Raw genomic sequence first — 23,749 nt, forward strand, 5'->3', positions numbered from 1 at the left:
GCCGGTCGGAGCCTCAGGGCTCCCGGTTCAGGACAAGGCTTCGCATGTCGAGGCGGCGGTGGTTTCGGGAGAGGGCCGGGCCGCCGCAAACAGCACTGCGATCAGGCCCGCGGCAGAGGTCGCCGCGCCAGCCAGTGCCACGGCCGGATAGCCAAGGCCGAGGGAGATGACGCCGCCGCCCAGCGCGGCGCCGAGCGCGTTGCCGAGATTGAACGCGCCGATGTTCACCGATGAGGCAAGGTTGGGAGCGTCGGCGGCAGCCTTCATCACCCTCACCTGCAGGGGCGGCACGAGGGCGAAGCTGGCGATGCCCCAGAGGAAGATGAGCACCGCAGTCGGCGCGGCGTGGCTCATCGTCATCGCGAACGCGGCGAGGATTGCGGCAAGCGATCCCAGCGTCACGATCAGCGTCCGGTCGACCGAGCGGTCCGCGAATTTGCCGCCTAGCCAGTTGCCCACGGTCAGACCGAGGCCGTAAGTCACCAGCATCGCTGTCACGAAGCCCAGTGAGGCATGGGTCGCATCGTGCAGGATCGGCGTGATGTACGTGAACACGGTGAACATCGCGCTGGACCCCACGACCGTCAGGGCCAGCGCGCCGAGCACCGGCTTGCGGGTGAGGACCTTGAGTTCGGCAAGCGCGTTTCCTTTGCGCGGCGCGGGCAATGCGGGCAGGGTCAGGCGCAGGGCGGCCATCGTCGCCGCGCCAAGCACGGCGATACCCCAGAAGGATGCCCGCCAGCCGAGATGCTCGCCCGCCCAGGTGGCCAGCGGCACGCCCACCACATTGGCGATCGTGAGACCCATGAACATGGCGGCTACCGCGCCGGCCTGGCGCTGGGGCGGCACGAGGCTGGCGGCCACGATCGAGCCGACGCCGAAGAATGCGCCGTGATTGAAGGAGGTGAGCACCCGCGCGCCCAGCAGCATCGCGTAGCTGCCCGACATGGCCGCGAGCAGGTTCCCGAGCGTGAAGATGCCGGCCAGTGCGATCAGCAGGGTACGGCGCGGCATGCGGCCGGTGGTCAGTGTCATCAAGGGGGCGCCGACGACGACGCCCAGCGCATAGGCGCTGACCAGTATGCCCGCGGTCGGGATCGATACGCCGAGGTCTCCGGCGATGACCGGCAAAAGTCCCATCGGCGCAAATTCGGTGACGCCGATGCCGAAGGCGCCGACGGAAAGAGCAAGGAGCCCGGGGTTCATCTTCATCGAAAGTCCTCAGACAAGCCGCCTTCGGGCCGAAGTGCCCGCATGAGCGACAGGAATGTCGGAGGCATAAATGGCCGCTTTCGAACTGGCCGGGTAGCGTCGATGAGCGCGAAGAATCTTTGCGTCTGGCGCAAAGGTGGATTAGTCATTGCGGGATGCTAGCGGAGGCTCTGCGCAGCAGGTTCCGCGATGGCCTTGGCGGATTTGATCTGGACGCCGCTCATGAAGAACAGCAGCCATGGCGACCGTTTCACCACGGCCCAGCCTGCGAATGAAACGACGAGCGCGGCCAGCGCGAGCGCGAGATAGCGCAGCGGATAAGGCACCGGCATCGCATCGATCAGCCAGAAAGTCGCGATGATGATCGGCAGGTGCAGAAGGTAGACGACAAAGGACGCATCCACCAGTTCCCGGACTTTTCTGGACTCCGTGTGGAAAAGGGACCGAGCGCCGGCGATGATGGTCTGGGTGAGACAGATGGCCGCGACGGCTTTCAGTACCGGGCGTGTATACTTGGGAAGCTCGGGCGCGCCGACCGCGACGAGTGCTGTGCAGAGGGCGATCAAGGCCACCGCCCAGGAGAAGCGGTTGAATTTTCCGTTCATTTCGGGTGCTCGGTTGAGCAGCGCGCCCAGCGCGAAATAGGGCGCATATTCAAGGGAAAAGCCCAGGGACAAAGGATTCTGCAGAAGGTCGGGAATGAACGGCCCGAGCTTCAGCAGCGCCACTTCATATACCCCCACGCACAGGCCGATGGCGATCATCGTGAGCGTGAAGAACCGCGCGCCCTGACTGTCTGCGCGGTCCAGCCGGTAGGTTCTGGCCGAGGGCACGAGGGCGAGGGCCGCGGAGGCGCAGGAAAAATAGATGAGGACGATGACGAACCAGAGGTGTCCGGTCGTCTCGCGCCCCATCGTCAGAAGCTGTCGGGCCCAGAAAGCGAACGCCGTTTCCGCGTCGCTGGAGGTTTGCAGGTCGGCTGCCAGGTTCATGAGCGGTACGATCACGATCAGCCCGGCCGCCAGTGGCGGGAGCAGCCGGACGAGGCGGCTTTGCAGGTAGGCTGCCGGTTGCCGTTTGAGGAGCAGCATCGCGGTGAAGTAACCCGCGATCAGGAAAAATCCCTGCATCCGGAACAAGTGCAGGAATTCCATCAGGTGCGTGAGTGGCAGCGATCTGTCGCGGGAGAGGACGATCCAGGACTGCCCGTCATCGCGAAAGGGATGCGCCGCATGAAAAGGAATGCCGAGCAACATCAGAAAGGCGCGCACGGCGTCCAGATGATGTTCGCGGCTCGGGTGCAGAAGAGCGCCATCGGGCGCTGACGCTATACGGACATTCCCCATGGATGCTTTTTTGCGGCAAACCGCCACGTCAGACAATTACTCTCAAGGCTGATGCCAAATTGCCGATCATGTCCCATTTGGTCAGGGCAATGCCTGAGAGGCGAGGTTTTTACGAGCTAGAGGCTTCGGGCGAGCGAGAGCGAGACGATCGCGCCTTCGCGCTGTGCGCGCTGCTCGCTGCCGCTGAACGAACCGGCGCGGCTGGGCGAATAGAAGCGGCGCAGGCGGGAAAAGTCCTGCCCGTTGATCGCCTTGACCGTCAGTGTCGTCTTGAAGCCTGCGATGGCGGTTGTCTCGACATAGGCGCCCCAGAGCGCGTGATCGCGCCAGCGCAGGACTTCGCCCGTGTAGAAGACATCGCCGTGTACCGCCGCGGTCCAGTTCACGCCCCACGAGGACTTGAAAGCGGGAACATCGTGACGGAATTCGGCCGTGATGCTGCGCGGGGAAATGTCGTCCATGACGCGGTTTCTGCCGGTTACCGGGTCTCGTAGCCGCGAGCCGCGCCAGGTGCCGTCAAGAGTCAGGCGCGCGCCCTTGAGCGCGGCGTCGAGCGGGAGCGTGCCCTGCGTGGAGATGCCCCATTGCCGGGCGTTTCCGATCGTTCCCAGCGCTTCCTCTCCCGTTGGCAGGACGAGATAGCCGAGCAGTCCGGTATGCCATTGATGATAGGCCTCCACGGCGATGGCGCCGCCCTCGCCCCAGCGGTGGTCGATCCGCGCCAGCGCCCGCGTGATGCGCGCGGGGCGCAGGCCCGAGTTGCCGCCGAGCGGGCGCCCGTCGGCCTGGTCTACCGATGCGGCGAAGTCGCCGAAGTCGAGCTGGTCTACGGTGCGCCGCATTCCGAACCGCACTTGGGTCTTGCCGGAAGGCGACCAGACGAGTGCGGCAGAGGGCTTGAGATAGGACAGGGTCTGTTCCTGCGCCGCTTCTCCCGTAACCCGGATCTGCGAGATTTCGGCCGCTATTCCCGCTTCAAGATTGAGCTTGCGGGAGAGCTTGACGGTGAGGTTGGCGAAGGCTTCGCCGCGCAGTTCGGAAACGCGGGTGGCCGCATTGGCCAGGGGCACCGCGACCAGCCCACCGCCGGTATCCTCTGCGTAGTTGAGCAGGCTGGAAAGGCGGTTGTAAGCCACTTCGGCACCGAATTCCGGGCGTATCGGGTGATCGCCCTCACGCGTGACGGTGCCGCGTCCGACCAGTTCCATCGGTTTCTGGACCTGCGAGGACAGCCCGCGATAGTCCGCTTCCACGTAATCCTCGTCGGTGGTAAAGCGCTCGGCCCGGCCGAGACCGACCAGTTTGGTGGTCCAGCCGGAGCCAATGCGGCGGGTCCAGTCCAGGCCGAGCTCGCCGCTGCGGCCTTTCTCGTCATAGGCGATATCGCGGCGGGAATCCGGCGTTTCGTCGGCGGCGGCGAAGATGTCGATGGCGCGATCGGAGGAGTAGCCTTCCTTGTTGAGCCGCAGGTTCACAGTCAGCGTGCCGCCTCCCAGCGCACCCGAAGTGGACAGGGCAAGGCCATATTCCGGGGCCTTCGCGGATATGCTTTCCTTGCGGGTGGAACTGAGGTTTCCTGCGGCATCCCGGTCGAAATAGATGCCCTCGTCGGGGTAGCGCGTCACTTCGCCGGACAGTTCGATGCTGGTCTGCCAGCCCGCGATCCGGCGTGCGTGGCTGGCGCGGACAGAAGGCGACACAAAGCCATCAGAAGTGTGGCTGAACGTCGCCGAGACATTCCCGGAGCCCCCCGCGTCCACACGCAGCACGACATTGGCGACAAGGGTCTGTCCCTGCGCTTCGGCAGCGTCGCTTCCGCGCAGCAGGACGATGCGCTCCACCCGCGAAGCGGCGATCCGGCGCAGCACTTCGGTGATGCCGCCGCCCTTCACCGTGGGGCGCTGCCCGTCGATCAGGACATTGCCCGCGCCGCCGCCGAAACCGCGCACCGAGGTTCCTTCACTGAGCAGGAACCCGGGGGTCCGTTCGAGCATGTCGAGCGCGGTCTGGGGCTGGAACGGCTTGTAGAAATCGGCCGGGTAGACCGGGTCCGGTCCCGCCGGGACGATGGCGGGCGGGGTTTCCTGTCCTGCCGGTTCGCTGGTGCGGGTTTCGTCGGGCGGAAAGATCGCGGCCGCGACGCCGGCGGCAAGGAAGGAGAGGGCGTTCATCGGGGCGCTTTCATCATGCGGGGAGACACGGCACTTCCGGCCCGTGAACCGGCGCCGGATCGCCGCCTTGGGCGGCGACAGGAAGGCTGCTTGCGGATGACATGATCGAGCCGTTTAGTTAGTTGCGAACGATTTGCAATAAGTATCAACGGGCGGCGCCACAACTCTCTGCCGAGTTCGAAAAAGCCTATCTTTCCAGCTTGGTGGCAAGGATCACGCTGGTGCTGGTCCGCTCTATCCCGTCGAGCAGTCCGATATCGTCGATCAGGTCGTTCAGCTGGCGGCTGTCGTCCGCCTCCAGCATGGCGATGATATCGAATTCGCCGCTGATCGCGTGGACGGCCTGAACGCGAGTGATCTGTTCCAGCGCGCTTTCCACGTCGCGGTGGCAGCGCGGCACCGTCTTTATCATCATGTGCGCGCGGATGCGGCTGGCGGCGAACGCCTCGCCAAGGCGCACCGTGTAGCCGGCCACCACGCCGGCTTCCTCCAGCCTTGCCAGCCGGGAATAGAGCTGGCTGCGGGAGATGTTCAGTTCCTTGGCGAGATGGGCGATCGGTTGCCGCGCGTCCTGCCGCAGCAGCGCCAGCAATCCGTCATCCGTTTCATCGAGCCGGCCACCGGAATGCACGTCATTCTCCCGGTCGTTCGTCCGCGAAGATCGCCGTTGCGGCAGCGGAACCCGCCGCGATGCGGCCACGATACATTCCCAGGTCGTTGATGGCAAACGCGGGCACGCCGTCCGGCCCCATGGCGATCAGGCCGCCGTCGCCGCCGATCGCGCCCACGGACATGATGGTGTCCTGCGCTGCGGCGGCGAGCGGCTGGCCGAGGTAGCCGACCCGGTCGCAGACCTGCCGCGCGGCGCTTTCCCGGATGAAGAATTCGCCCGATCCCGTCGCGGAAACCGCGCATTCGCCGTTCTTGGCGTAAGTGCCCGCACCGATGATCGGCGAATCCCCGACCCGGCCCCAGCGCTTGCCGGTCATGCCGCCGGTGGAGGTGGCGGCGGCGAGGTTTCCGTCCGCGTCGAGCGCCACGGCGCCCACTGTGCCGAACAGGTGCGTGCGGTCCAGCACGGCCTGGTGGTTGCCCTTCCACTTGAGGAACTGCTGCCAGCGCTCCTCCGTGCGGAACCACGACGGATCGACCTGCTCCAGCCCCTGCTGCGCGCTGAAAGCGTCGGCTCCGGCACCCATCAGCATCACGTGTGGGCTGTGATCCATCACTGCGCGGGCCGCGTCCACCGGATGGCGGGTGCGCGTGAGGCCGGCCACGGCGCCGGCCTTCTGGGAACTGCCGTCCATGATCGCGGAATCGAGTTCGTTGCGCCCTTCCGAGGTGAAGACGGCGCCGCGCCCGGCATTGAACAGCGGGTTGTCCTCCAGCACGCGCACGGCCGCAGCCACCGCGTCCAGGGAGGCGCCGCCCTTGTCCAGCACGGCGGCCCCGGCGCGCAGGGCTTCATCGAGCCCGGCCCGGTAGGCCTTTTCCTTTTCGGGCGAGAGCGAGCCGCGTTCGATGATCCCCGCGCCGCCGTGAATGGCGAGCGACCATAGCGGCACTTCCACCGCCTTGCCCCCGCGCACGGCGTAGTTCCGCTGGAACGTGGGGTTCTCCACCGTCCCCGCCGGCAAGTGCACGACAGAGCCCGCGCCGATGCCGGTCACCCGGACGTGATCGGCGGAGAAGGGGCGCGGCGGGATGCCGGTCTCGATCTGGTTGCGAGCATCGGCGCGAAGGCCCGCGCCGTTTACCAGCCATGCGCCGCCGTCCGGCGAGGTGGCATAGATGCGGCCGGTTCCGTCCGCCTCGACCGCCACCGCCGCGCTTTCGTCCACCCCGAGCCCGAACATCGGCGGGGCCTGCGGCGCGCGTTCCTTCTGGGCCTTGGCAAGGAAGGCGAAGAGCCGTCCGAGGCGGTCACGCTCCTTGAAATGGGTGTCGGTGACGATCCCTTTCAACGCGGCGATGTGCAGGAAATCGCCCTCTATCGTGTTTGCGGGACCGAAGGGATCCGCCAGAGCCTCGCCGCTGGTCAGGCTGCCGCCGTCCATCGCGCCGTAAAGCTTCTCGCCCAGCATGGCGAGGCCGGCGCTGGTTCCGCCCAGCGGCTTTCCGGCGGCGACATGGGCATCGAGCGCTTCGGCCACCGGCGTGCCGCGCCAGAACCGCACATAGTTGGACTGGTCGCCGCCGGCGATGAAGATGCCGTCGGCCTTGCGCAGCGCTTCCAGGACCTTGGGATCGTAGGCGGCCTTGCGGTTCTTGAAGACGAAAGTCTCGGCAGAGCTGATGCCGCCGATCTGACGGTAGAATTCTTCCCCGATCTCCGGTCCGTAGGAGGCACGCAGGATCACGATATGGCCCTGCCCGGCGTGTGCGAAGAACCACTTCATCGCATCGATGTTGCGGTCTCCGCCGCCCATCAGCAGCAGGCCGCCCGAATGGGTCGCGGCGGCGGGCGCGTTGACGTCTCCGATCGCGAAGTGCCGGTAGCCCGGTCCCGCCGATGCGGGAGATGCGGCGGCCAGTGCCGCCCCGCCCAGGACCATGGCGAGTGTCATGACAGGGCGATGCTTTGCGCGAAACTTCAAGATGCGAACTCCGGTTTGCCGGCCGCGCGCCTTACCCGGCAGAGCGGTGATTGCCCTGCAAAGCCGTGACGTCTGACATGCGACATTTTGCGCACACTAATCTGCAATATGAAGAAACAAAATGTCAAACTGGATTGAGCCGTTCTTCATATTGTGTTTCTTTGATGTGTCGAAAGCGTCAGGCCACGCAAGGGGGCGTGTCCGTCGCCTATCGTGGGGGCTTCATGGATTCTGCTTCGTACCGCCGCCGTCATGTCTGGATATCGGGGTGCGGGATCGCGGCCCTGAGTGTGTCGATGTGTGCGGCGATATGCGCCCCGATGAGCGCGCAGGCGCAGGAAACCCTGCAACCTCCCGAACCGGAGGGGGCGCCCATCGTCGTTACCGGCTCGCGCATTCCGCGCGTCGCCACCGAGGGGCCGGCGCCGGTCACCGTCATCAGTTCCTCCACCATTCTCGAGAACGGCTATGCCAGCGTGCCCGACATCCTGCGCGCCGTCACCCAGAACGGGGGCGAGACGCAGAGCCAGCAGTCCTTCAGCGGCGCCAGCTTCACGCCCGGCGCGCAGCAGGTGGACCTTCGCGGCCTTGGGCCGAACCATACCCTGGTTCTGGTGAACGGCCGCCGCATCGCCGATTTCCCGCTGCCGTTCCAGGGACGCAGCAACTTCACCGATATCTCGAACATCCCGGTCAGCATGATCGACCAGGTGGAGATCCTGAGCGGCAGCGCCTCGGCTATCTACGGATCGGACGCCATGGCGGGCGTCATCAACTTCAAGCTCAAGGACAAGGCCGACGGCACGACGATAGACTATCGCCACGGCCGCACCGAGCAGGGCGGGGGCATGTCGCACCGCCTTTCCGTGACGAGCGGCTGGTCGAACGACCGTTTCCACATCGTGGGCGGGGTGGAGTATCTGCTGCAGCGTCCGATCTGGGCATCGCAGCGCAGGATCCAGGACAGCACGGCGGACAATCCCACCACCGCCAGCCCGCTCGCCCGCCGCACGTTCCTGCGCTACGATCCCGATGCGGACGAATATGTCGATCCCGGCGCGTCGACGTGCGCGGGGCTGTCCTATCTCAACGGTGGCTCGACCTATTACGCCTCGCGCCCGCGCTACGGCGCCTATGATCCGGACCTTGACGATTACGGCCCCGGATACTTCTGCGGCAGCAATACCTCGATCGGCTACGGCACGATCATATCCCGGCGCGAAGGCTTCAACAGCTTCGCCTCGGCGGGCTTCAAGCTGTCCGACGCGGCGGAGCTGTTCGTCGATGCCCAGTTCGGCATCAGCAAGGTGGCGCTCATGCCGGACGTGCTGGAATGGGGTTTCCAGGACTCCTCGGGCAGCAGCGACACGACCTTCTACAATGCCTACGACAACCGGCTGGATGACTGGTACCGGCAGTTCACGCCCGAGGAATCCGGCGGTTTCCACAATGTCATGACGCGCAATCGCCAGACCACCTTCAGCGTGACGCCGGGCATCAAGGGCGCGCTGTCGGACAAGTGGTCCTACGAGCTTTCGTTCAATCACAGCGAATACCGCGCCAGGGTCGAGTTTCCCGAAGTCATCGCGGCCAAGGCCAATGCGCTGTTCCTGGGCGAGCAGATCGGCACGGACGAGGACAGCGGCTATCCGATCTTCAACGCCGATCCCTCGCGCCTCTACACGCCGCTCACCCAGTCCGAGTACGAGAGCATCACCGCCTATTCGGTCTACCGGCCGAAAAGCTGGACCGACAATCTCCAGGCAACGCTCACCAGCACGAGCCTGTTCGAACTGCCCGCCGGGCCGGTGGGCTTCGCCGCCGTGGCCGAAGGTGGAAAGCAGGGCTACGATCTCAACCCGGACCCGCTGGCGCTGACCGATTACTACTATGGCCTCAAGGACAGCGACGGGCACGGTTCGCGCAGCCACTGGGCGATCGGCGGCGAACTGCGCGTGCCGGTGACGAGCTTCCTCCAGCTTTCCGGCGCGGCGCGCTATGACGGCTATCGCTTTGCCGGCAACACCATCGGCCGGTTCACGTACAACGGCGGGCTGGAAGTCCGCCCGATGCGCACGCTTCTGCTGCGCGCCGCCTACGGTACGGGCTTCCGCGCGCCGGACCTGCACTATGTCTTTACCGGCCCCGGCAATACCCACCCTTCAGCGACCGACTATTACCTCTGCCGGACCGAGGAGCCCGACGAGGAAATCGGCGATTGCTCCTACTCGGACGAAGGCATCGTCGCCAAGCGCAACGGCAACCGCAGCCTGAAGCCGGAAACCAGCAAGTCGCTCAACGCCGGTTTCGTCTGGCAGCCGAGCCCGCGTTTCGACGTCTCGGTGGACTATTTCCGCGTATCGCTGTCGAACCAGGTGCAGGATCTCTCGATCGACCAGCTCCTGCGCGACGAGGCCGATTGCCGCATCGGCGAGACCAATTCGGGCAGCCCGGTCGATATCAATTCGCCGACCTGCCAGGACGCCATCGCCCGCGTGCAGCGCTATGCCAGCGGCGTGAACGAGGGCGAGCTGGATTCCGTCTCGATCAACCCGATCAACATCGCGCACGAGAAGACCAGCGGCATCGACGTGGCACTCCACGCGAACCTGCCCACCGGTTTCGGGCTGTTTTCGCTGACCGGATCGCACACCCACGTGTTCAAGCACAGCTTCCGGCAATATCCGGGCGACGCTTCGATCGACAAGCTGGCTTACGACAGCGGCTATGACATCCCGCGCGACAAATCGACCGCCAGCGTAAGCTGGAACCTCGAACAGCTTACCTGGACCGTTTCGGGAACGCGGCTGGGCAAGCTGCCCAATTACGACGAAGACGCCTACATCAAGGCGAGCTACCTGTTCAACACCAGCATCCAGTACGATTTCACCGACCATCTGCGCGGGTCGCTGACGGTGAACAACGTACTGGATCGCAACCCCGTGAAGGACCGCAGCTACGCGGCTTATCCCTATTACGACATCAGCTGGTTCGACAGCGTGGGCCGCAGCATCTACCTTGAGATGACGTGGAAGATCGGAGGCAAGGGCTTCTAGGGTCCTGACCCATTAATCACGCCTGCGAGGCACCGGAATGGCGAACATATCGGGCCAAAGCGGCTGCCGGGCGGGCTGGTTGCCCGTCCAAAGCCGCTTTGGTTCGAGATGGAAGCCATTCCGGTGTCCCGGAGGGATTTGATCAAAATGGCCTAGTGCAGCGTCAGAAAGGCTTGAAATATAGACATATTACTACGCCTTCCTTCCTCGCTCTGAGCCATTTTTATTCAAACCTCGCAGGCGTGATTAATGGGTCCTGACCCTAGGTCGTAAATTCATAAACGGCACGCCGGGCGGGGTTCATTTCCCGCCCGGCGCCACGGTCAGCCGCCCGATCAGGCGCCCGCCTTCGGCATCCCGATCCGATCCTTTCTCGAAGGCGATATCGGCATCGACGAGCGTTTCCTTCATCGAGGGGCGCCCGAAATCGCGGATCATCCGCAGCATCACCCTTCCGTTGCCGTTCGGATTGATGCGGTCCGCGTCGAACCCGTTGATGCGGACGGTGTACTCCCCGGCGGGGGCCTTGCGGATGGCGTATTCCTCGGGACCGTAGCCGTCGGTCATGTCATTGGTGATATGGCCGCCGGAGGAACTGGTCTGGTAGCTGTAGAACACCTTCTCGCCGTTGGGCTCGATGACCCAGAGGTCGATGTCGGCATCGTCGTTCGTCCATTCGATGACGATCCGGATATCGGTATCGAGCAGCGCCACGAGGCGCGGATCGAGCTTCCAGTTTCCGCCTGCCGCCTCGATCGCGGGAATGAGGCCGTTGGCTTCCATCAGGGCCACCGTCTCGATCCCGTCGAAGTCGCGGATCGCGGGATCGAGCACGACTTTCGCCAGCAGTGCGAAGGCCCGCTCCAGATCGTCCTTGCCCGAGGGGCCGTGCGCCCGCCCGCGTTCGGCAAGCGCCAGCGCCAGCGCGCGGCGGGGCTGGGGCCGGAAATCGCTTCCTGCCGCAAGCGTCTCGAACAGGGCGACGGCGCGGTCGAGATCGCCGTCCCGTTCCAGCCGGAACGCGACGATCTGCCGGGTTTCGTCATCCACCACCGCGAGTTCCAGCGCCGAAAACAGGAGGTCGCGGGCGGCCCCGGCATCGCCCTTGCGCCGGAACCATTCGGAGGTTTCCAGATAGAAAGCCGGCAGCGTGCCGAAGGTCTCTTCCTGTGCCGCCAGCACCGCCAGCCGGTTCTCCGGCTTCGCAGCGTCAAGCGCGGCGAGGTAGGGGCGCTCGGCAAGGGCGCTTTCAAGGTCGAGGCCGATGGTCCGGCCGGCGAGCGTTTCGCGGGATTGGACATCCACGGCCAGCGGCGCGCCCTGGACCGGGCTTGACCGCCGCTGTCCCGACACGACGATGTTCGCCGCGTCATCGCCGCCCGCCGAAGCGGCCTGCGTGGCAGGCAGGATAACGGAGACCGGCGGAGGCGGAGCTATGTTCATGGCAGGCGGGGCCGGAGGAGGCGGAGGAGGAGGCGCCGCCCCGAGGACCTCAGCCGAACGGCCCTTCACACGGGGGCGCGGCTTGAAGCGACTGTTCCACCACGTCTTGTGCGCGGTCCATTGCTCCACCACGAATGCCAGCCGTTCCTGCCGCTGGTGGGCGGTTTCCTGATCGCGGGTTTTCCGGGCGCTGCGGTAATCGGCCATCCATTGCCGGGAAAAGCCGCCGGATGGAGCAATATCGGCATTCAGGTACTGGTCGGGACTTTCGAGCACGAGGAAGGCCATCGATGGCCCCGCCACATTGAAGGAACGGGCCAGCCGGACCATGCGATCATGCGCGAGCGGATCGTCGCCCAGCTGGTCCACCTCCTGGCTTGCCCAGAGCGCGCCGGCGGCGTTGAGCGGGGCGATCGGCCCGGAAGGGGCTTCGTAGACGCGTTCGGCCGTGCCCTTGCGGAGTCCCGCGATAGACAGATGCACTTTTCCGGTCTCGGGCATCTTGCCGACCGCGAACCAGCGGCCGTCGGCAGCCGGCAGGGTGCGAAACGGAAGCTTTCGCCCGTTATCGTCACGCGCAGCCAGAATGGCGATTCCGGGCTTGCCGAGGGTCTGGACGACGTCCTGCCCGTTTTCCTGCGTGAGGCGCAGGAAGCGGCCGCCCGCAGCTTGCGCCATGCGGGTCAGGCGGGCACCGTTGGCATCCGGCGCCGAGGCGATGATCGAGAGCGGGCAGTCCGGTTCGAACGCGGCCTGATTGTCCAGCGTCGCCACGCCGTCGGAGAACAGCAGGCAGGTATCCGCCGCGGGCAATTCCGGCTTTTCCAGCCCGGCGAAGCTGGTGCCGCCCCGGTAGGTCACGGCGGCTACGGCCCTGTCCAGTTCGTCGGCGCTGTGAACGGTCTGAAGGCGTGGCGCGTCGCTCGCAAAGGTCACGAGGTCGATCGCCTCGGGCGCGGCCTGTTCCACGTAGGCGCGCAGGAGCGCCCTCTCGCGGTCGAGCAGGTCGTCCCGGCGTGACAGCGAACGATCCCAGTAGATCCTCAGGCGGCCGCCATCCTTCGCGCCCGGACGTCGGGCCGGCGCGGCATCGCCGATCTGGAAGAAGTCGCCGCCCTTGCCGTGGTGCGACACCAGCATCCCGGCAACGGGATCGCCGCCGAGGATGACGATGCCGCCCGCGACCGGCCGCTTGGTTTCCTCGAGATCGGTGGACCAGCTGCCGGCCGCCTTGTGCAGGAGCGACAGCGGCTTGCCGCCGATCCTGACCTCGGGCGCCGCCCGGAAACCGGAGATCCGCGTGCTGACGTGGAGGGCGGTGCCGTCCTGCAGATCGAGCGGGAGGACGAGCCCCCGCGCCGGGTCGAAGGGCGCGGAAAGACTGATGCGGATGCGCCGGGGCTGGTTGCGGGAAATCGGGAAGATGCGGGCCTGGAAAAGGTTCGCCGCGGTGATCTCCGCCAGACCGGGATCGATGCCCTTTCGCACTTCGTCCTCGTAGACGTTCCGGGCTCTGGGCTGGTCCAGCAGTTCGCCATCGATCATGGCCCCGTCAACGTCCAGCGCATAGCCGGTGACGACCGCGTCGGTGGGCAGTTCCAGCAGGAAACGCGCCTCGTCCGCCGTGCCGGACGCATCGGTGAGATCGGCCTCGATCACGATGTCAGCAAGGCGTCCCTGCACCTGCACGTCGACATGGAGCCGCGAGATTTTCAGGCCCTGCGCATCGTGCCTGCCGGAGCCGTCGTCTATCCCGCGCTGGTATGCGGCGAGCTGCGGGTTCGGCCCCGTGTTCGGCCCTGGGGGCGGCGCTGCCAGGGCCGAACCGCCAAGCGGCAGCGTTCCGGCCGCCAACAGGCCCAGAACCAGTTTCGCAATGCGCCTGCAACCCATCCGCCGATATCCCCCCGCAATTGCGCCACTAAAACATGACCTTGGCGGACAGGCAATGTGGCAGTTCAATCCGTGATCAGGCTGGCGGCCGCCACGTCGCGCACGGCGTCTGTCAGCACGCGGAGCGAGCGGGCCTGAATGCGCGTGACGGTCCAGTAGAGCTTGACGTCGAAAGGGCGGCCGGGCGGCAGTTCCTGCAAGGTGCCGGCGGCGATATGCGCTTGGGTGAGGGGAGCGGGATGCATTCCCCAGCCCAGCCCCCGGAGCGCGAAATCGACGAACCCTTGCGTGGAGGGCACCCAGTGCGTCGGCGCGGCCAGCTTGACGCCATGAGTCTCGAAGGCCCAGCGCGCCTGCAGCGTGTCGCGGCGCTCGAAGCGGAGCAGCGGGGCCTTGGCCAGTGCACCGGGATCGATGCCGTTCCCGAAGTGGCGCGCGATGAATTCGGGCGAGGCGCAGGCGCGGTAGCGCAGCGATCCCAGTTCGATCGTCCGGCACCCCTGCACCGGCTCGGGGTCCGACGTCACCACGGCGTGGACTTCGCCGGAGCGCAGCCGGTCCGCGGTGTGCGCCTCGTCGTCCAGCGTCAGGTCCAGCAGCATCCCCGTCGCGCGGACGAAGGCGGCGGCGGCTTCGGGGAACCATGTCGCGAGACTGTCCGAATTGACGGCCAGCTTCACGGTCAGCGGGGCTGCGCGGCTGTCTTCCGGCGGGTTGAGATGAGGTTGCAGGTCGGCTTCTAGCAGTTGCACCCGGTCGAAGTGGGCCCGCAGGGTCGCGCCCAGCTCGGTCGGCTCGCAAGGCTGGCCGCGAACGATCAGGACCGCGCCCAGCCGTTCCTCAAGGCCGCGCACGCGCTGCGACACGGCAGACGGCGTGATGTTCAGGGCTTCCGCCGCGCGCTCGAACGTGCCTTCGCGGATGACGGCGGAGACGGCGGCGAGGGCGGGGTAGTCCAGCATGATGAAGCAGTGCTTCATCTGCATTAGCAAATCAACCTTTGCTAATGCTGCGCCGGCCTGCACTGGAAGGGACATGAATGTTCTGACCATCCCTTGCGTGTTGACGTTGATCGTCGTGGCTGCGTCCCTGCTGGCCTTGTGGGCCGGACTTGCGAAGGGTGCGCCGCGATGACGGGGGCTGCCTATCCGTTCCTTTCCGGCTTCGCGCTGTCCGCCGCGCTCATCATGGCGATCGGCGCGCAGAACCTGTTCGTGCTGCGGCAGGGGCTTCGGCGTGAGCATGTCGGGCCGGTCGTGCTGTTCTGCGCTTCGGCGGATGCCGTGCTGATCGCGGCGGGGGTGGCCGGGGTCGGCGCGTTCCTGACGGCCGTGCCGGGGCTGGCGACGGTGCTTTCGCTTGGCGGGGCGGCGTTCCTGGCATGGTACGGGATCAAGGCGTTCCAGCGAATGGCTGCGCCCGATGCGATGGCGGTGGCGTCTGGCGGCGGTATCAGCCTGGGCAGGGCGATCGCGGCGACGGCGGGTTTCACCTTCCTCAATCCGCACGTCTACCTCGACACGGTGCTGCTGATGGGCACGGCGGGCGCGGCACAATCAGCGGCGGCGAGGCCGCTTTTCGTTGCAGGCGCCGCGAGCGCGAGCTTCATCTGGTTCGCCGGTCTCGGCTACGGTGCGCGCCTGCTCGTGCCGCTGTTTTCCCGCCCGGCTTCATGGCGCATCCTTGACGCCATCGTCGGCGCGACGATGCTGGTGCTTTCGGCATCGCTGCTCGCGCGGGCCGCGTTCTGATTTCTTTTTTCCCGGAGCCTGCTCATGTACTGTCCCGCCGCCTTTCGTGAAGACCGTGCCGAGGTGCTTCACGCGGCGATCCGCGCCTATCCGCTGGCCACGCTGGTGACGCATGGCGCGGCGGGGCTGACGGCCAACCTGATCCCGTTCACGCTGGTGGCGCCGCCGTCCGGGCCGGTCTTGCTCCGCGCGCACATGGCGCGCACGAACCCGCAGGTGGAGGAACTGCGCGCAGGTGCCGATGCCCTCGTGATCTTCCAGGGGCCGCAGGCCTATGTCACTCCGGCATGGTATCCGGCCAAGCGCGAGCACGGGAAAGTCGTGCCGACGTGGAACTATATCGCCGTGCAGGCGCGGGGCCGCGCATCCGTTACGGACGATGCCGCCTGGCTGCGCGCGCAGATCGACCAGTTGACGGATGAGCAGGAGCGCGGCCGCGCCGTGCCATGGGCGGTGGACGATGCGCCCGCCGCTTTCATCGCCGGTCAGCTCAGGGGAATTTCGGGTATCGAGGTCCCGGTCGAGAGGCTTGAGGGCAAGTGGAAGGCGAGCCAGAACCAGTCGCAAGCCGCCCGGAGCGCCGTGGCTGAGGGACTGCGAGAGGGCGAAACTCCGTCTGCGTCCATGGCGGATATCGTTGCGGCTGCGACGTAAAGTTATGATATTGACTCGCAATAGCTAAATTGCATTAATATGAACTTCGTATCAGCGAAGGAATTGGTGATGATCGTTCATGGACTTCTCGCCGCCGCTGCGGCTTTGCCGCTGCTTGCCGCCAATGTGCCGGACGCGGCGATGAACGATGCCTTCGAACAGGCGCTCGCTTCCCCGCCGGTGCAGAGGGATACGCGATCGGCCGGCGATCCGCAGATCGATGCGGCGCTTCAGGCGGAAAACTGCGGCGTGGTTGGCTCCATCGATCAGCAGATCGTCACGATGAAGTCGGGTGTCGTCGAGGATTCCGCCGACCTCGGTTCGGCATTCTTCGTGCGATGTGCGGACAGTTCCGCCTTTCTCCTGCGGGAATTGCGGGAGAAGGTCACCGTGAAGGACGGAAAGGTCACCGGGCGGGTAGGCAACCTCGGCGGACTGGGCTTTACGGAAAGCCTCGCCGGGCGACCGGCGGCGTTCCGCTATCAGGATTTCGCGAAGTTGCAGCGGACGATGGCGACCATTGCATGGGTCGCCCCTGATGGCGCCCGCTATGCGGTCAGCACTTATGGCGATGCGGATCAGGACAGCGCCCGCGAACGATTGTCCGCGATCGCGACGAAGTTCGTCTCTCGCCTGTAACGGGGGCGTTCAGGCGGCGATGTCCGCGAATGTGGCGCCGAGAAGGGCTGCTGCATCGTCGCCGGAAAGCCTGGCCTGAAGGCCCCGCTGCCCGCCGTTGAGAAAGATCGCGTCCCACAGCAGGGCGGTCTCGTCGATCACTGTCGGCACCCGGCGCATCTGTCCGAACGGGCTGATGCCGCCGATCTTGTAGCCGGTCAGTCGTTCGGCATCGGCGGGTTTCATCATTGCGGCGCTCTTGGCGCGCAGGGCGGCGGCGGCTTTCTTCATCGAGACTTCGCCGCTGCTCGGCGCGACGACGCAGGCCGGCTTGCCGTCGGCAAGCAGCATGAGGGTCTTGAACACCTGGGCAGGATCGGCGCCGATCGCCACGGCCGCCGCCTGGCCGATGCTCTCTGCCGAAGGATCGTAGTCATAGGCGTGGAGGCTGAAGGAGACTCCTGCCTGTTCCAGCGCCCTTGTTGCGCGGGTGGATTGCGCCATCGGGAATTCCTGCTCGTGGTTGCCCGCAGCCGCCTAGCGCAGCGCGCAGCGCGGGCCAAGGGGCAGGACCGGCACGAAAAGGCGCCCTGATATCGGCATGTCCCGTAAGATCAGGGAAATTCCCGCTCCAGCGCGATGCGGAAGGGAAAGCGCCTCGCCACTCTCACCGTCCCTTCGCCCAGCCCGGCGTCGGCGAGCACCTGCGTCCATTCGGCCGGGCGAAGCGAACGGGCGATCGAAAGCTGGCCGTCCTCCCGCACGATGCGGTGAACCCCCAGCGTCCGTGCGAGAAGGGGGAAGCCGTAATAGGCGAAAGCATGGCGGTGCAGGTCGCACAGGAGCCAGCCGCGCCGCGCTTCACACTCCATATGGCGCAGGAAGCGGGTGAGCTGCTCGTCGGTCATATGGTGAGCGACCTGGCTGCTGACGATGAAATCGAAATGCTCGGGCTGGTCGGCATAGTCGCCGGTCCGATAGTCTATCGGGACACCTTGCGCCGCGTCCGAAGGCGTTGCGGCACGTGCTATGCCTTCGCTCTCCGGGTTGAGGTCCACCCCCACCAGCCGTGCCTCGATCCCGCGCCGCGCCGCCCAGCGCGCCACGGTGCGCAGCAGGTCGCCATAGCCGAAGCCGACGTCGAGCAGGCTGAAGCTGCGCCCAGTTCCCACCGCGCGGGAGAGGAAGGAAAGGGTGGAATGGGCCGTGAAGGTCCAGCGGTTGACCCGCGCCAGATCGCGCAGCACGGCGGCATAGGCGGCGCTGTCGAGATCGACCGCGTCCATCTGTTCTTCCTGGCGGACGCGAACCGGCAGGAAGCTCACTGCACGACGATCTTTCCGTTCATGCCGAAGGCGCTGTGCATGAAATGCGTGCAGCGAAGCTTGTAGCTGCCGGGCTGCGGCGCGACGAGGTGGATTTCAACCGTTTGCCCTGCTGCCAGCGGCACTTGCCCGTCGGATACCTTGGCACGATCCGCCTCGGCGATCCGCGCGGCCGAGAAGAATTCCTTCGCCGCGAAATCGTGCCCGCCGGAAGCGGTATTCACCAGCTTCAGGTCGTAGCTGGCGCCGTGTTCCAGCGTGATGGTGGCGGGATCGAACTGGAAGTTCGACAGGCGTACCGTCAGCACGCGCATTTCGGCAGGTGCCGTTCCGCCGGGTTGCTGCGAGGCGGCGGGCAGGGGAGCCGCCAGAACGGCGGCGGCGATGACAAGACGGCAAGTGTTCATGTCCGGTCTTTCCATTGTCCGTGCAGGGACGCGACTCCGCGCGGGCGGAGCATGGTTCGTTATCGCACCGTTCCGGCCCGCGAAGAAGCGCTATCCGCGTCGCTCGCCGCGCTTGCCAGACCGGCGGAAAGCGCGCAGTCTCCGGTCCTTACGATCCGGGTGGGATGCCATGATGAGAAGCCAATGTCCGCTTACGGCGTGCGTGCTCCAGGCAGGATACCGGCCTATTTCCCGGACGGGCTGAGGTCATGGCGGAGCTTGCGATTTCGCGCCCTGCCGGACCTTCCCGGCTCCGATTCCAGCCCCGATTCCAGCCCTTGGCCCCCGTCCCAATGGAGAACAGCCGATGACTCACGATGCCGATATCATCGCCTTGATCGCCAAGGAGACGGGCCTTCCGCCCGAGCAGCTCCGCCCGGAAGCCACGCTGGCCACGCTGGACATTTCCTCGCTCGATCTTGTCAGCATCCTGTTCGAGCTGGAGGACAGGTTCGGGGTCGAAATCCAGCCGGAGGAACTCTCGCGCGAGACCACGCTGGGGCAGTTGCTGGAACGCATCGGAAGCGCCGCGCCGCGATGACCGGCGCCTCGGGGCACCGCGTGCTCGTGACCGGCATGGGGTGTGTGAGCGGTCTTGGCCGGGGCCTCGCTGTCAACTGGGCGCGTACCCGCAAGGGAGACGGCGCGATCCGCCCGCTGCCGGGCCCGGCGCCGGTGGGCATGGCCGCCTGGCTGGAGGGCAGGCCCGCGGACGACATCCGCTTTCCGGGCGTGGATGGGCAGCGCCTGCGCCGCCTTGGCCGCCTCGATCCGATCTCCCAGTTCGCGATAGAGGCCGCGCTGGAGGCCGTCCGGGATGCAGGCCTTGCGGATCATCCGTCACTGGCCCGGCGCACGGCGGTCCTGATGGGCTGCGGCAGCGGCGGCAACGAAACGATCGACACAGGTTACGAACGGCTCTTCGGCAAGGACGAGGCCAAGGTCCACCCCCAGACCATCCCTAGCTCGATGATCACGGCTCCCGCCGCGCATGTCTCGATCCTGCTGGGCATCCACGGCCCGGTCTTTACCCTGTCCAGCGCCTGCGCCTCTTCCGCTCACGCGCTGGGGGAAGCCCTGCACATGATCCGCAGCGGCCGTGTCGACGTGGCGATCGCGGGCGGGGCCGAGGCCTGCCTCACGCGTGGTTCGATGGCGGGATGGCAGTCTCTGGGCGTGCTGGCGCCGGACACCTGCCGCCCGTTCTCGCGCGATCGGCGCGGCATGGTGCTGGGCGAGGGCGCGGCCGTGCTCGTGCTGGAAAGCGAGCGCCATGCCCGCGCCAGAGGAGCCCGCGTTCATGGCGAACTGGCGGGATATGGCCTGTCGAGCGATGCGTCGCACATCACTGCGCCGGACACTGCCGGGATCGCGGCCGCTATTCGCGCAGCGCATGAGGATGCATGCATCGGTTTCGACATTCCCGCCATCGTTTCGGCGCATGGCACCGGCACCGCGCTGAACGATGCGGCCGAAGCGCTTGCGCTGCGGGAGGTCTACGGCGCAGACCTGCCCCGCCACCGGGTGATCGCCACGAAGTCCGCGCATGGCCACATGATCGGCGCGACCGGGGCGATGGAGTTCCTGCTGGGGCTGATGGCCCTTGTCGAAGGCACGGCGCCCCCGGTGCTGAACCATCTCGGCCCTGACCCGGAGTGCGATCTTCCGCTGGCGCTGGAGCCTCAGTCATTTTCGGCCGAAGTGCTGATTTCGAACAGCTTCGCGTTCGGCGGGCTGAACGCGGTGCTGGTGGGGAGACGGGCATGACCTCGGCTATCGCGCATATCAATCGCATCGGCACCGCCAATCCGCCTTTCGCGGTTCACGATGCTTTCGTGCGCTTCGTCAGCGCAGAGCTGGCCGATGCACGGTCTCGCCGCCTGTTCGAGCGCATGGCCGCCCGCTCCGGCATCGCGCAGCGCTATTCCTTCCTCGAACCGGTGACGCTTGCCGATGGCACGATAACCGATACGGCGGGCTTTTATGGGACGGGGGCGTGGCCATCGACCGGGCAGCGCATGGCGCTTTACGAACGCGACGCGCCCCGTCTGGCCTTCGCCGCGATAGAGGCGCTGGAAATCGACATCGCCGCGGCGGGGATCACGCACCTCATCGTCGCTTCCTGCACCGGCTTCATGGCGCCCGGGCTGGACCAGGCGATCGTTGCCGGCGCCGGACTCGATCCCGGCGTGGAGCGGACGGTGGTGGGTTTCATGGGCTGTTATGCGGCCGTCAATTCCCTGCGGCTGGCGCATCATATCGTCCGTTCGACGCCGGAGGCGCGGGTGCTGGTGGTGACGCTTGAACTCTGTACGATCCATTTCCAGCGGAGCGGCGATCTGGCGAACCTGCTGGCGATGCTATTGTTCGGCGATGGGGCTGCGGCGGCTTTGGTGACGGCGCGGCCGGAAGGGATCGCCCTGCGCGATTTTCGGGCGGTGACGATACCGGGCACGGCCGATGCCATCACATGGTCGATCCGCGATCAGGGGTTCGACATGCACCTTGGCGGAGAAGTGCCGGCCCGCATCGCCGAGGCTCTTGCGGCGGATGCCTCCCGCGGAGACGACCGGGGGCTCCTGCGCGGCGCTTCACCCGGTGATGTCGCGTTATGGGCGGTCCACGCGGGCGGCCGCACGGTGCTGGATGCCGTGGAGCACGGCCTTGGCTTACCCGCCGAGGCGCTGCTGCCTTCGCGAACGGTGCTGCACGATCACGGCAACATGTCCTCGGCGACATTGATGTTCATCCTTTCGCGGATGCTGTCGGGCTCGGGCGAGGGAGATGGGCTGGCGCTGGCCTTCGGGCCGGGCATGGCGGCGGAGAGCTTCCGCTTCACCCTGGAACGCTGACATGGCCGATGTCCTCGTGGTCGGCGGGGGGCTTGCAGGCGGGGCGGCGGCCTGCCTGCTGGCGCGGCAGGGGCGGGACGTGCTCCTGCTGGAACGGGAGCATGGGCCGCATCACAAGGTCTGCGGCGAATTCCTCTCGGTGGAGGCGGCGGCGCATCTGCGCCAGCTTGGCGTGGACCCCGCTTCGCTGGGCGGTGTGCCGATCCAGCGGATCAGGCTGGTTTCGGGCACTGTGGAAGCGGAGGCGCCGCTGCCCTTCGGTGCCTGGGGCCTCAGCCGCCATGTGCTGGACGAGGCGCTGTTGAGGGAGACCATCGCAGCCGGCGCGCGGGTGGAGCGGGGCGTCAGGGTACTCGAACTCGGCGGCTGCGTGGCCCGCACGAGCGAGGGGGACCGAGAGGGGGAGTATCTGCTGCTGGCAAGCGGCAAGCTGCCCCTGCGCGAAAGAGGCACGGCGTCCACGGGGCGGGCGGAGGCTGGTTTCGTGGGGTTCAAGATGCATTACCGCCTTGCCCCTGCCGCGATGCACCGTCTGGCGGGCACGATCATGCTCTTTCTGTTCGGCGGCGGTTATGCGGGACTTCAGATGGTGGAGGGTGGACGGGCCAACTTGTGCCTCGTCGTGCGCCGCAGCCGTCTTGCGCAGTCCGGCGGGGACTGGACGGGCCTGCGCGCCCGGCTGGACGAGATCGCGGCGCTGCGCGAAATGCTGGCCGATGCGGAGCCGCTGTTCGACCGTCCTGTAACGATCGCCAACCTGAACTACGGCATGGCCCCGGCCCGGACCGCGAACAGCCGGGTGCTGCGGCTGGGAGACCAGTGGGCGATGACCGCCTCGCTCACCGGGGACGGCATGGCCATCGCCCTGCGCAGTGCCTTCGTCGCCGCGCAAAGCGTGATGGCGGGCGAGGACGCGCGGCGATACGACTGCAGGCTCGCCGCGGAGGTTCGCGGTCAGGTCCGGCGGGCCATGGCGTTCCAGAACATGCTGGACCATCCGGTCCTGCGGCAGGCCGGGTGCCACGCGGCCCGGTCCTTTCCTGCGCTGCTGACAATGGCCGCGCGCGCAACCCGCCTGCGCGAATGGAGATGACAGCGGGGCGGGAGCGCCGAAGGGGCGCTCGCCTTTGCCGCCGTGATCTACTCCTCGTCAGCCGGTTCCCCGTCTCCGCGCGCGTAATGGCCCACCAGCATTCCGGCGGCCAGGACATGGTCCTTGATCGCCGCCAGGAATTCCGAACGGCCCGGGTTCGTTTCCAGCACGGGCGCGCGGGAAAGCGCGAAGAGCTGGAACACGTAATCGTGCGTGCCGTGGCCCGGCGGGGGATCGGGCGGCAGCCAGCCTTCGGCCTGATAGCTGTTGCGCCCCACATCGCGCCCGTCCGGCGCACCGTCGTCGTCAGGGCCGATGCCGCCTTCGGGAATCGCCCGTGTGCCTGCGGGAAGGTTCCAGACGATGGCGTGGACAAGAGGCTCGGCCGCAGGAGCGTCGGGGTCTTCGACCAGCAGCGCCAGGCTGGTGGTGGCGGCAGGAACCTCGCCCCATTCCAGCGGCGGGGATATGCCTTCGCCATCGGCCGTGAAGCGGGCGGGAAGGCGCGCGCCGTTCTCGAAAGCGGGGCTCGACAGGTCTATGAAGGCGCCTTCCGGCACCAGCCCGGCGCGGACGATCGCCAGCTTGGAATGTCCCGCGCGGAAGTTGTGAAACAGGGCGCCAAGCCATTGAGGGACATGTTCGAGCATGGGATTCTCCTTCGTCTCGGTGTGCAACGTCCGGACCCGACCTGAGGTTTCGTCACCATCGGCGATGACTTCCGGGTTTCGGCAGATCATGACGCCTGCGCCGTCAGCCGCATTGATCGGGCGCAATCGGGCCGCCCGGTATCGCCGCCGCCGTGCGATATCGCCGGGATGCGCTTGCAGAGCTGCGCTGACGATTGGCATCGATCCCGTTTTGGGTTAGGCGGCACCTGCAAGCCGGATTTCGTCCGGCCTGCAACGATCGCGCGGGTGCCTTTCGGGGCTGAAATGGGAATGCGGTGCGGAGGAAACTCCCATTCCGCAGCTGTCCCTGCAACTGTAAGCGGCGAGCGAGATGCCGGGGCTCCCTCAACGGAGCCGGCCACTGGATGAAGGCGCCCATCGGCGCCGGTTCCGGGAAGGCCGCGTATCGAGCTTTGACCCGTGAGCCAGGAGACCTGCCGGCGCGTCGGTCGCTCTTGCCATGGTCCAGGGAAAGGCCAAGGCTCGGTACTCCGCGTGAGCGACGAACCTGTGCGGCTGGGGCTGCATCGGTGTGCAGGGATGGCGTATGTCGCGCCCGCCTGTCGTTGCGCACGGACCGACTTCGTCGGCAAGCCCCGGTCATCGTCGCCGCGCGCGGTT

Annotated in this window: 19 protein-coding genes and 1 riboswitch; of the genes, 8 read left to right on the plus strand and 11 right to left on the minus strand. The window is 66.5% G+C overall.

What is annotated here, in order from left to right:
* Positions 1–27: 27 nt before the first annotated feature.
* The 5 genes from ACLIMP_RS19230 to ACLIMP_RS19250 all read right to left on the minus strand — a co-directional run bounded on the left by ACLIMP_RS19230 (position 28) and on the right by ACLIMP_RS19250 (position 7,326).
* The gene (locus tag ACLIMP_RS19230; protein ID WP_054441843.1) at positions 28–1,212 is read right to left on the minus strand and encodes an MFS transporter; all 1,185 of its coding nucleotides are present in this window, start codon (positions 1,210–1,212) and stop codon (positions 28–30) included.
* A 158-nt stretch (positions 1,213–1,370) separates the two neighbouring features.
* Positions 1,371–2,585 carry an acyltransferase family protein gene (locus tag ACLIMP_RS19235; RefSeq protein ID WP_443478906.1) on the minus strand — a complete coding sequence of 405 codons (1,215 nt, stop codon included), beginning with the start codon at positions 2,583–2,585 and terminating at the stop codon, positions 1,371–1,373.
* 89 nt (positions 2,586–2,674) lie between these two features.
* Positions 2,675–4,729 (minus strand): TonB-dependent receptor domain-containing protein, encoded by a 2,055-nt coding sequence (locus ACLIMP_RS19240; RefSeq protein ID WP_324699540.1) that lies wholly within the window; start codon positions 4,727–4,729, stop codon positions 2,675–2,677.
* Positions 4,730–4,916: 187 nt separating this feature from the next.
* On the minus strand, positions 4,917–5,360 hold the full coding sequence (locus tag ACLIMP_RS19245) for an Lrp/AsnC family transcriptional regulator (protein ID WP_054441845.1): 444 nt from the start codon (positions 5,358–5,360) through the stop codon (positions 4,917–4,919).
* Position 5,361: 1 nt separating this feature from the next.
* The gene (locus tag ACLIMP_RS19250) at positions 5,362–7,326 is read right to left on the minus strand and encodes an isoaspartyl peptidase/L-asparaginase (protein ID WP_443478832.1); all 1,965 of its coding nucleotides are present in this window, start codon (positions 7,324–7,326) and stop codon (positions 5,362–5,364) included.
* A gap of 224 nt (positions 7,327–7,550) precedes the next feature.
* Between ACLIMP_RS19250 and ACLIMP_RS19255 the strand changes: the two genes are divergently transcribed.
* Positions 7,551–10,382: a TonB-dependent receptor plug domain-containing protein gene (locus ACLIMP_RS19255; protein WP_132468872.1), complete on the plus strand. Its 2,832-nt coding sequence runs from the start codon at positions 7,551–7,553 to the stop codon at positions 10,380–10,382.
* Between the two features lie 300 nt (positions 10,383–10,682).
* Here the strand turns inward: ACLIMP_RS19255 and ACLIMP_RS19260 are convergent, their stop codons facing one another.
* Both ACLIMP_RS19260 and ACLIMP_RS19265 read right to left on the minus strand, forming a co-directional pair.
* Positions 10,683–13,718, minus strand: coding sequence for a DUF2135 domain-containing protein (locus ACLIMP_RS19260; protein ID WP_443478833.1), 3,036 nt, complete (start codon positions 13,716–13,718; stop codon positions 10,683–10,685).
* A gap of 65 nt (positions 13,719–13,783) precedes the next feature.
* Positions 13,784–14,704, minus strand: coding sequence for a LysR family transcriptional regulator ArgP (locus ACLIMP_RS19265; protein ID WP_279388368.1), 921 nt, complete (start codon positions 14,702–14,704; stop codon positions 13,784–13,786).
* A gap of 144 nt (positions 14,705–14,848) precedes the next feature.
* Between ACLIMP_RS19265 and ACLIMP_RS19270 the strand changes: the two genes are divergently transcribed.
* From ACLIMP_RS19270 to ACLIMP_RS19280, 3 genes are all read left to right on the plus strand, one after another.
* Entirely contained in the window at positions 14,849–15,469 is a 621-nt protein-coding gene (locus ACLIMP_RS19270) for a LysE/ArgO family amino acid transporter (protein WP_054441849.1), read from the plus strand.
* A 24-nt stretch (positions 15,470–15,493) separates the two neighbouring features.
* Positions 15,494–16,123: an FMN-binding negative transcriptional regulator gene (locus ACLIMP_RS19275; protein WP_324699543.1), complete on the plus strand. Its 630-nt coding sequence runs from the start codon at positions 15,494–15,496 to the stop codon at positions 16,121–16,123.
* A gap of 69 nt (positions 16,124–16,192) precedes the next feature.
* On the plus strand, positions 16,193–16,762 hold the full coding sequence (locus tag ACLIMP_RS19280; protein WP_443478834.1) for a hypothetical protein: 570 nt from the start codon (positions 16,193–16,195) through the stop codon (positions 16,760–16,762).
* A gap of 9 nt (positions 16,763–16,771) precedes the next feature.
* Here the strand turns inward: ACLIMP_RS19280 and ybaK are convergent, their stop codons facing one another.
* From ybaK to ACLIMP_RS19295, 3 genes are all read right to left on the minus strand, one after another.
* Positions 16,772–17,245, minus strand: a complete 474-nt coding sequence (ybaK, locus tag ACLIMP_RS19285) for a Cys-tRNA(Pro) deacylase (RefSeq protein WP_185999608.1) — start codon at positions 17,243–17,245, stop codon at positions 16,772–16,774.
* A 110-nt stretch (positions 17,246–17,355) separates the two neighbouring features.
* Positions 17,356–18,027: a methyltransferase domain-containing protein gene (locus ACLIMP_RS19290; RefSeq protein ID WP_132468924.1), complete on the minus strand. Its 672-nt coding sequence runs from the start codon at positions 18,025–18,027 to the stop codon at positions 17,356–17,358.
* 35 nt (positions 18,028–18,062) lie between these two features.
* Positions 18,063–18,473, minus strand: coding sequence for a cupredoxin domain-containing protein (locus ACLIMP_RS19295; protein WP_132468869.1), 411 nt, complete (start codon positions 18,471–18,473; stop codon positions 18,063–18,065).
* Between the two features lie 346 nt (positions 18,474–18,819).
* Between ACLIMP_RS19295 and ACLIMP_RS19300 the strand changes: the two genes are divergently transcribed.
* From ACLIMP_RS19300 to ACLIMP_RS19315, 4 genes are read left to right on the plus strand one after another with little or no spacing between them, the layout of a single operon-like run.
* Positions 18,820–19,053, plus strand: a complete 234-nt coding sequence (locus tag ACLIMP_RS19300; RefSeq protein WP_054441853.1) for an acyl carrier protein — start codon at positions 18,820–18,822, stop codon at positions 19,051–19,053.
* Positions 19,050–20,279 (plus strand): beta-ketoacyl-[acyl-carrier-protein] synthase family protein, encoded by a 1,230-nt coding sequence (locus tag ACLIMP_RS19305; RefSeq protein ID WP_324699545.1) that lies wholly within the window; start codon positions 19,050–19,052, stop codon positions 20,277–20,279. Before ACLIMP_RS19300 ends, ACLIMP_RS19305 begins: the two co-directional genes overlap by 4 nt.
* Positions 20,276–21,364 carry a type III polyketide synthase gene (locus ACLIMP_RS19310; RefSeq protein WP_324699546.1) on the plus strand — a complete coding sequence of 363 codons (1,089 nt, stop codon included), beginning with the start codon at positions 20,276–20,278 and terminating at the stop codon, positions 21,362–21,364. The genes ACLIMP_RS19305 and ACLIMP_RS19310 overlap by 4 nt, the downstream gene beginning before the upstream one ends.
* Before the next feature lies 1 nt (position 21,365).
* The gene (locus ACLIMP_RS19315) at positions 21,366–22,457 is read left to right on the plus strand and encodes an NAD(P)/FAD-dependent oxidoreductase (RefSeq protein WP_132468868.1); all 1,092 of its coding nucleotides are present in this window, start codon (positions 21,366–21,368) and stop codon (positions 22,455–22,457) included.
* A 47-nt stretch (positions 22,458–22,504) separates the two neighbouring features.
* Here the strand turns inward: ACLIMP_RS19315 and ACLIMP_RS19320 are convergent, their stop codons facing one another.
* Positions 22,505–23,107, minus strand: a complete 603-nt coding sequence (locus ACLIMP_RS19320) for a YbhB/YbcL family Raf kinase inhibitor-like protein (RefSeq protein ID WP_324699547.1) — start codon at positions 23,105–23,107, stop codon at positions 22,505–22,507.
* Between the two features lie 248 nt (positions 23,108–23,355).
* Positions 23,356–23,584: riboswitch (cobalamin riboswitch) on the plus strand.
* Positions 23,585–23,749: the final 165 nt, after the last annotated feature.

This window comes from Novosphingobium aeonii, assembly GCF_052279045.1.
Taxonomy (GTDB): Bacteria; Pseudomonadota; Alphaproteobacteria; order Sphingomonadales; family Sphingomonadaceae; genus Novosphingobium.

Bases quoted from the DNA above. Each gene is read 5' to 3' on its own strand.
- ACLIMP_RS19320 (WP_324699547.1), bottom strand. From the start codon at position 23,107: ATGCTCGAACATGTCCCTCAATGGCTTGGCGCCCTGTTTCACAACTTC.
- ACLIMP_RS19270 (WP_054441849.1), top strand. From the start codon at position 14,849: ATGACGGGGGCTGCCTATCCGTTCCTTTCCGGCTTCGCGCTGTCCGCC.
- ACLIMP_RS19290 (WP_132468924.1), bottom strand. From the start codon at position 18,027: ATGGACGCGGTCGATCTCGACAGCGCCGCCTATGCCGCCGTGCTGCGC.
- ACLIMP_RS19315 (WP_132468868.1), top strand. From the start codon at position 21,366: ATGGCCGATGTCCTCGTGGTCGGCGGGGGGCTTGCAGGCGGGGCGGCG.
- ACLIMP_RS19280 (WP_443478834.1), top strand. From the start codon at position 16,193: ATGATCGTTCATGGACTTCTCGCCGCCGCTGCGGCTTTGCCGCTGCTT.
- ACLIMP_RS19230 (WP_054441843.1), bottom strand. From the start codon at position 1,212: ATGAAGATGAACCCCGGGCTCCTTGCTCTTTCCGTCGGCGCCTTCGGC.
- ACLIMP_RS19240 (WP_324699540.1), bottom strand. From the start codon at position 4,729: ATGAACGCCCTCTCCTTCCTTGCCGCCGGCGTCGCGGCCGCGATCTTT.
- ACLIMP_RS19305 (WP_324699545.1), top strand. From the start codon at position 19,050: ATGACCGGCGCCTCGGGGCACCGCGTGCTCGTGACCGGCATGGGGTGT.
- ACLIMP_RS19295 (WP_132468869.1), bottom strand. From the start codon at position 18,473: ATGAACACTTGCCGTCTTGTCATCGCCGCCGCCGTTCTGGCGGCTCCC.
- ACLIMP_RS19300 (WP_054441853.1), top strand. From the start codon at position 18,820: ATGACTCACGATGCCGATATCATCGCCTTGATCGCCAAGGAGACGGGC.
- ACLIMP_RS19275 (WP_324699543.1), top strand. From the start codon at position 15,494: ATGTACTGTCCCGCCGCCTTTCGTGAAGACCGTGCCGAGGTGCTTCAC.
- ACLIMP_RS19260 (WP_443478833.1), bottom strand. From the start codon at position 13,718: ATGGGTTGCAGGCGCATTGCGAAACTGGTTCTGGGCCTGTTGGCGGCC.
- ACLIMP_RS19255 (WP_132468872.1), top strand. From the start codon at position 7,551: ATGGATTCTGCTTCGTACCGCCGCCGTCATGTCTGGATATCGGGGTGC.
- ybaK (WP_185999608.1), bottom strand. From the start codon at position 17,245: ATGGCGCAATCCACCCGCGCAACAAGGGCGCTGGAACAGGCAGGAGTC.
- ACLIMP_RS19310 (WP_324699546.1), top strand. From the start codon at position 20,276: ATGACCTCGGCTATCGCGCATATCAATCGCATCGGCACCGCCAATCCG.
- ACLIMP_RS19265 (WP_279388368.1), bottom strand. From the start codon at position 14,704: ATGCAGATGAAGCACTGCTTCATCATGCTGGACTACCCCGCCCTCGCC.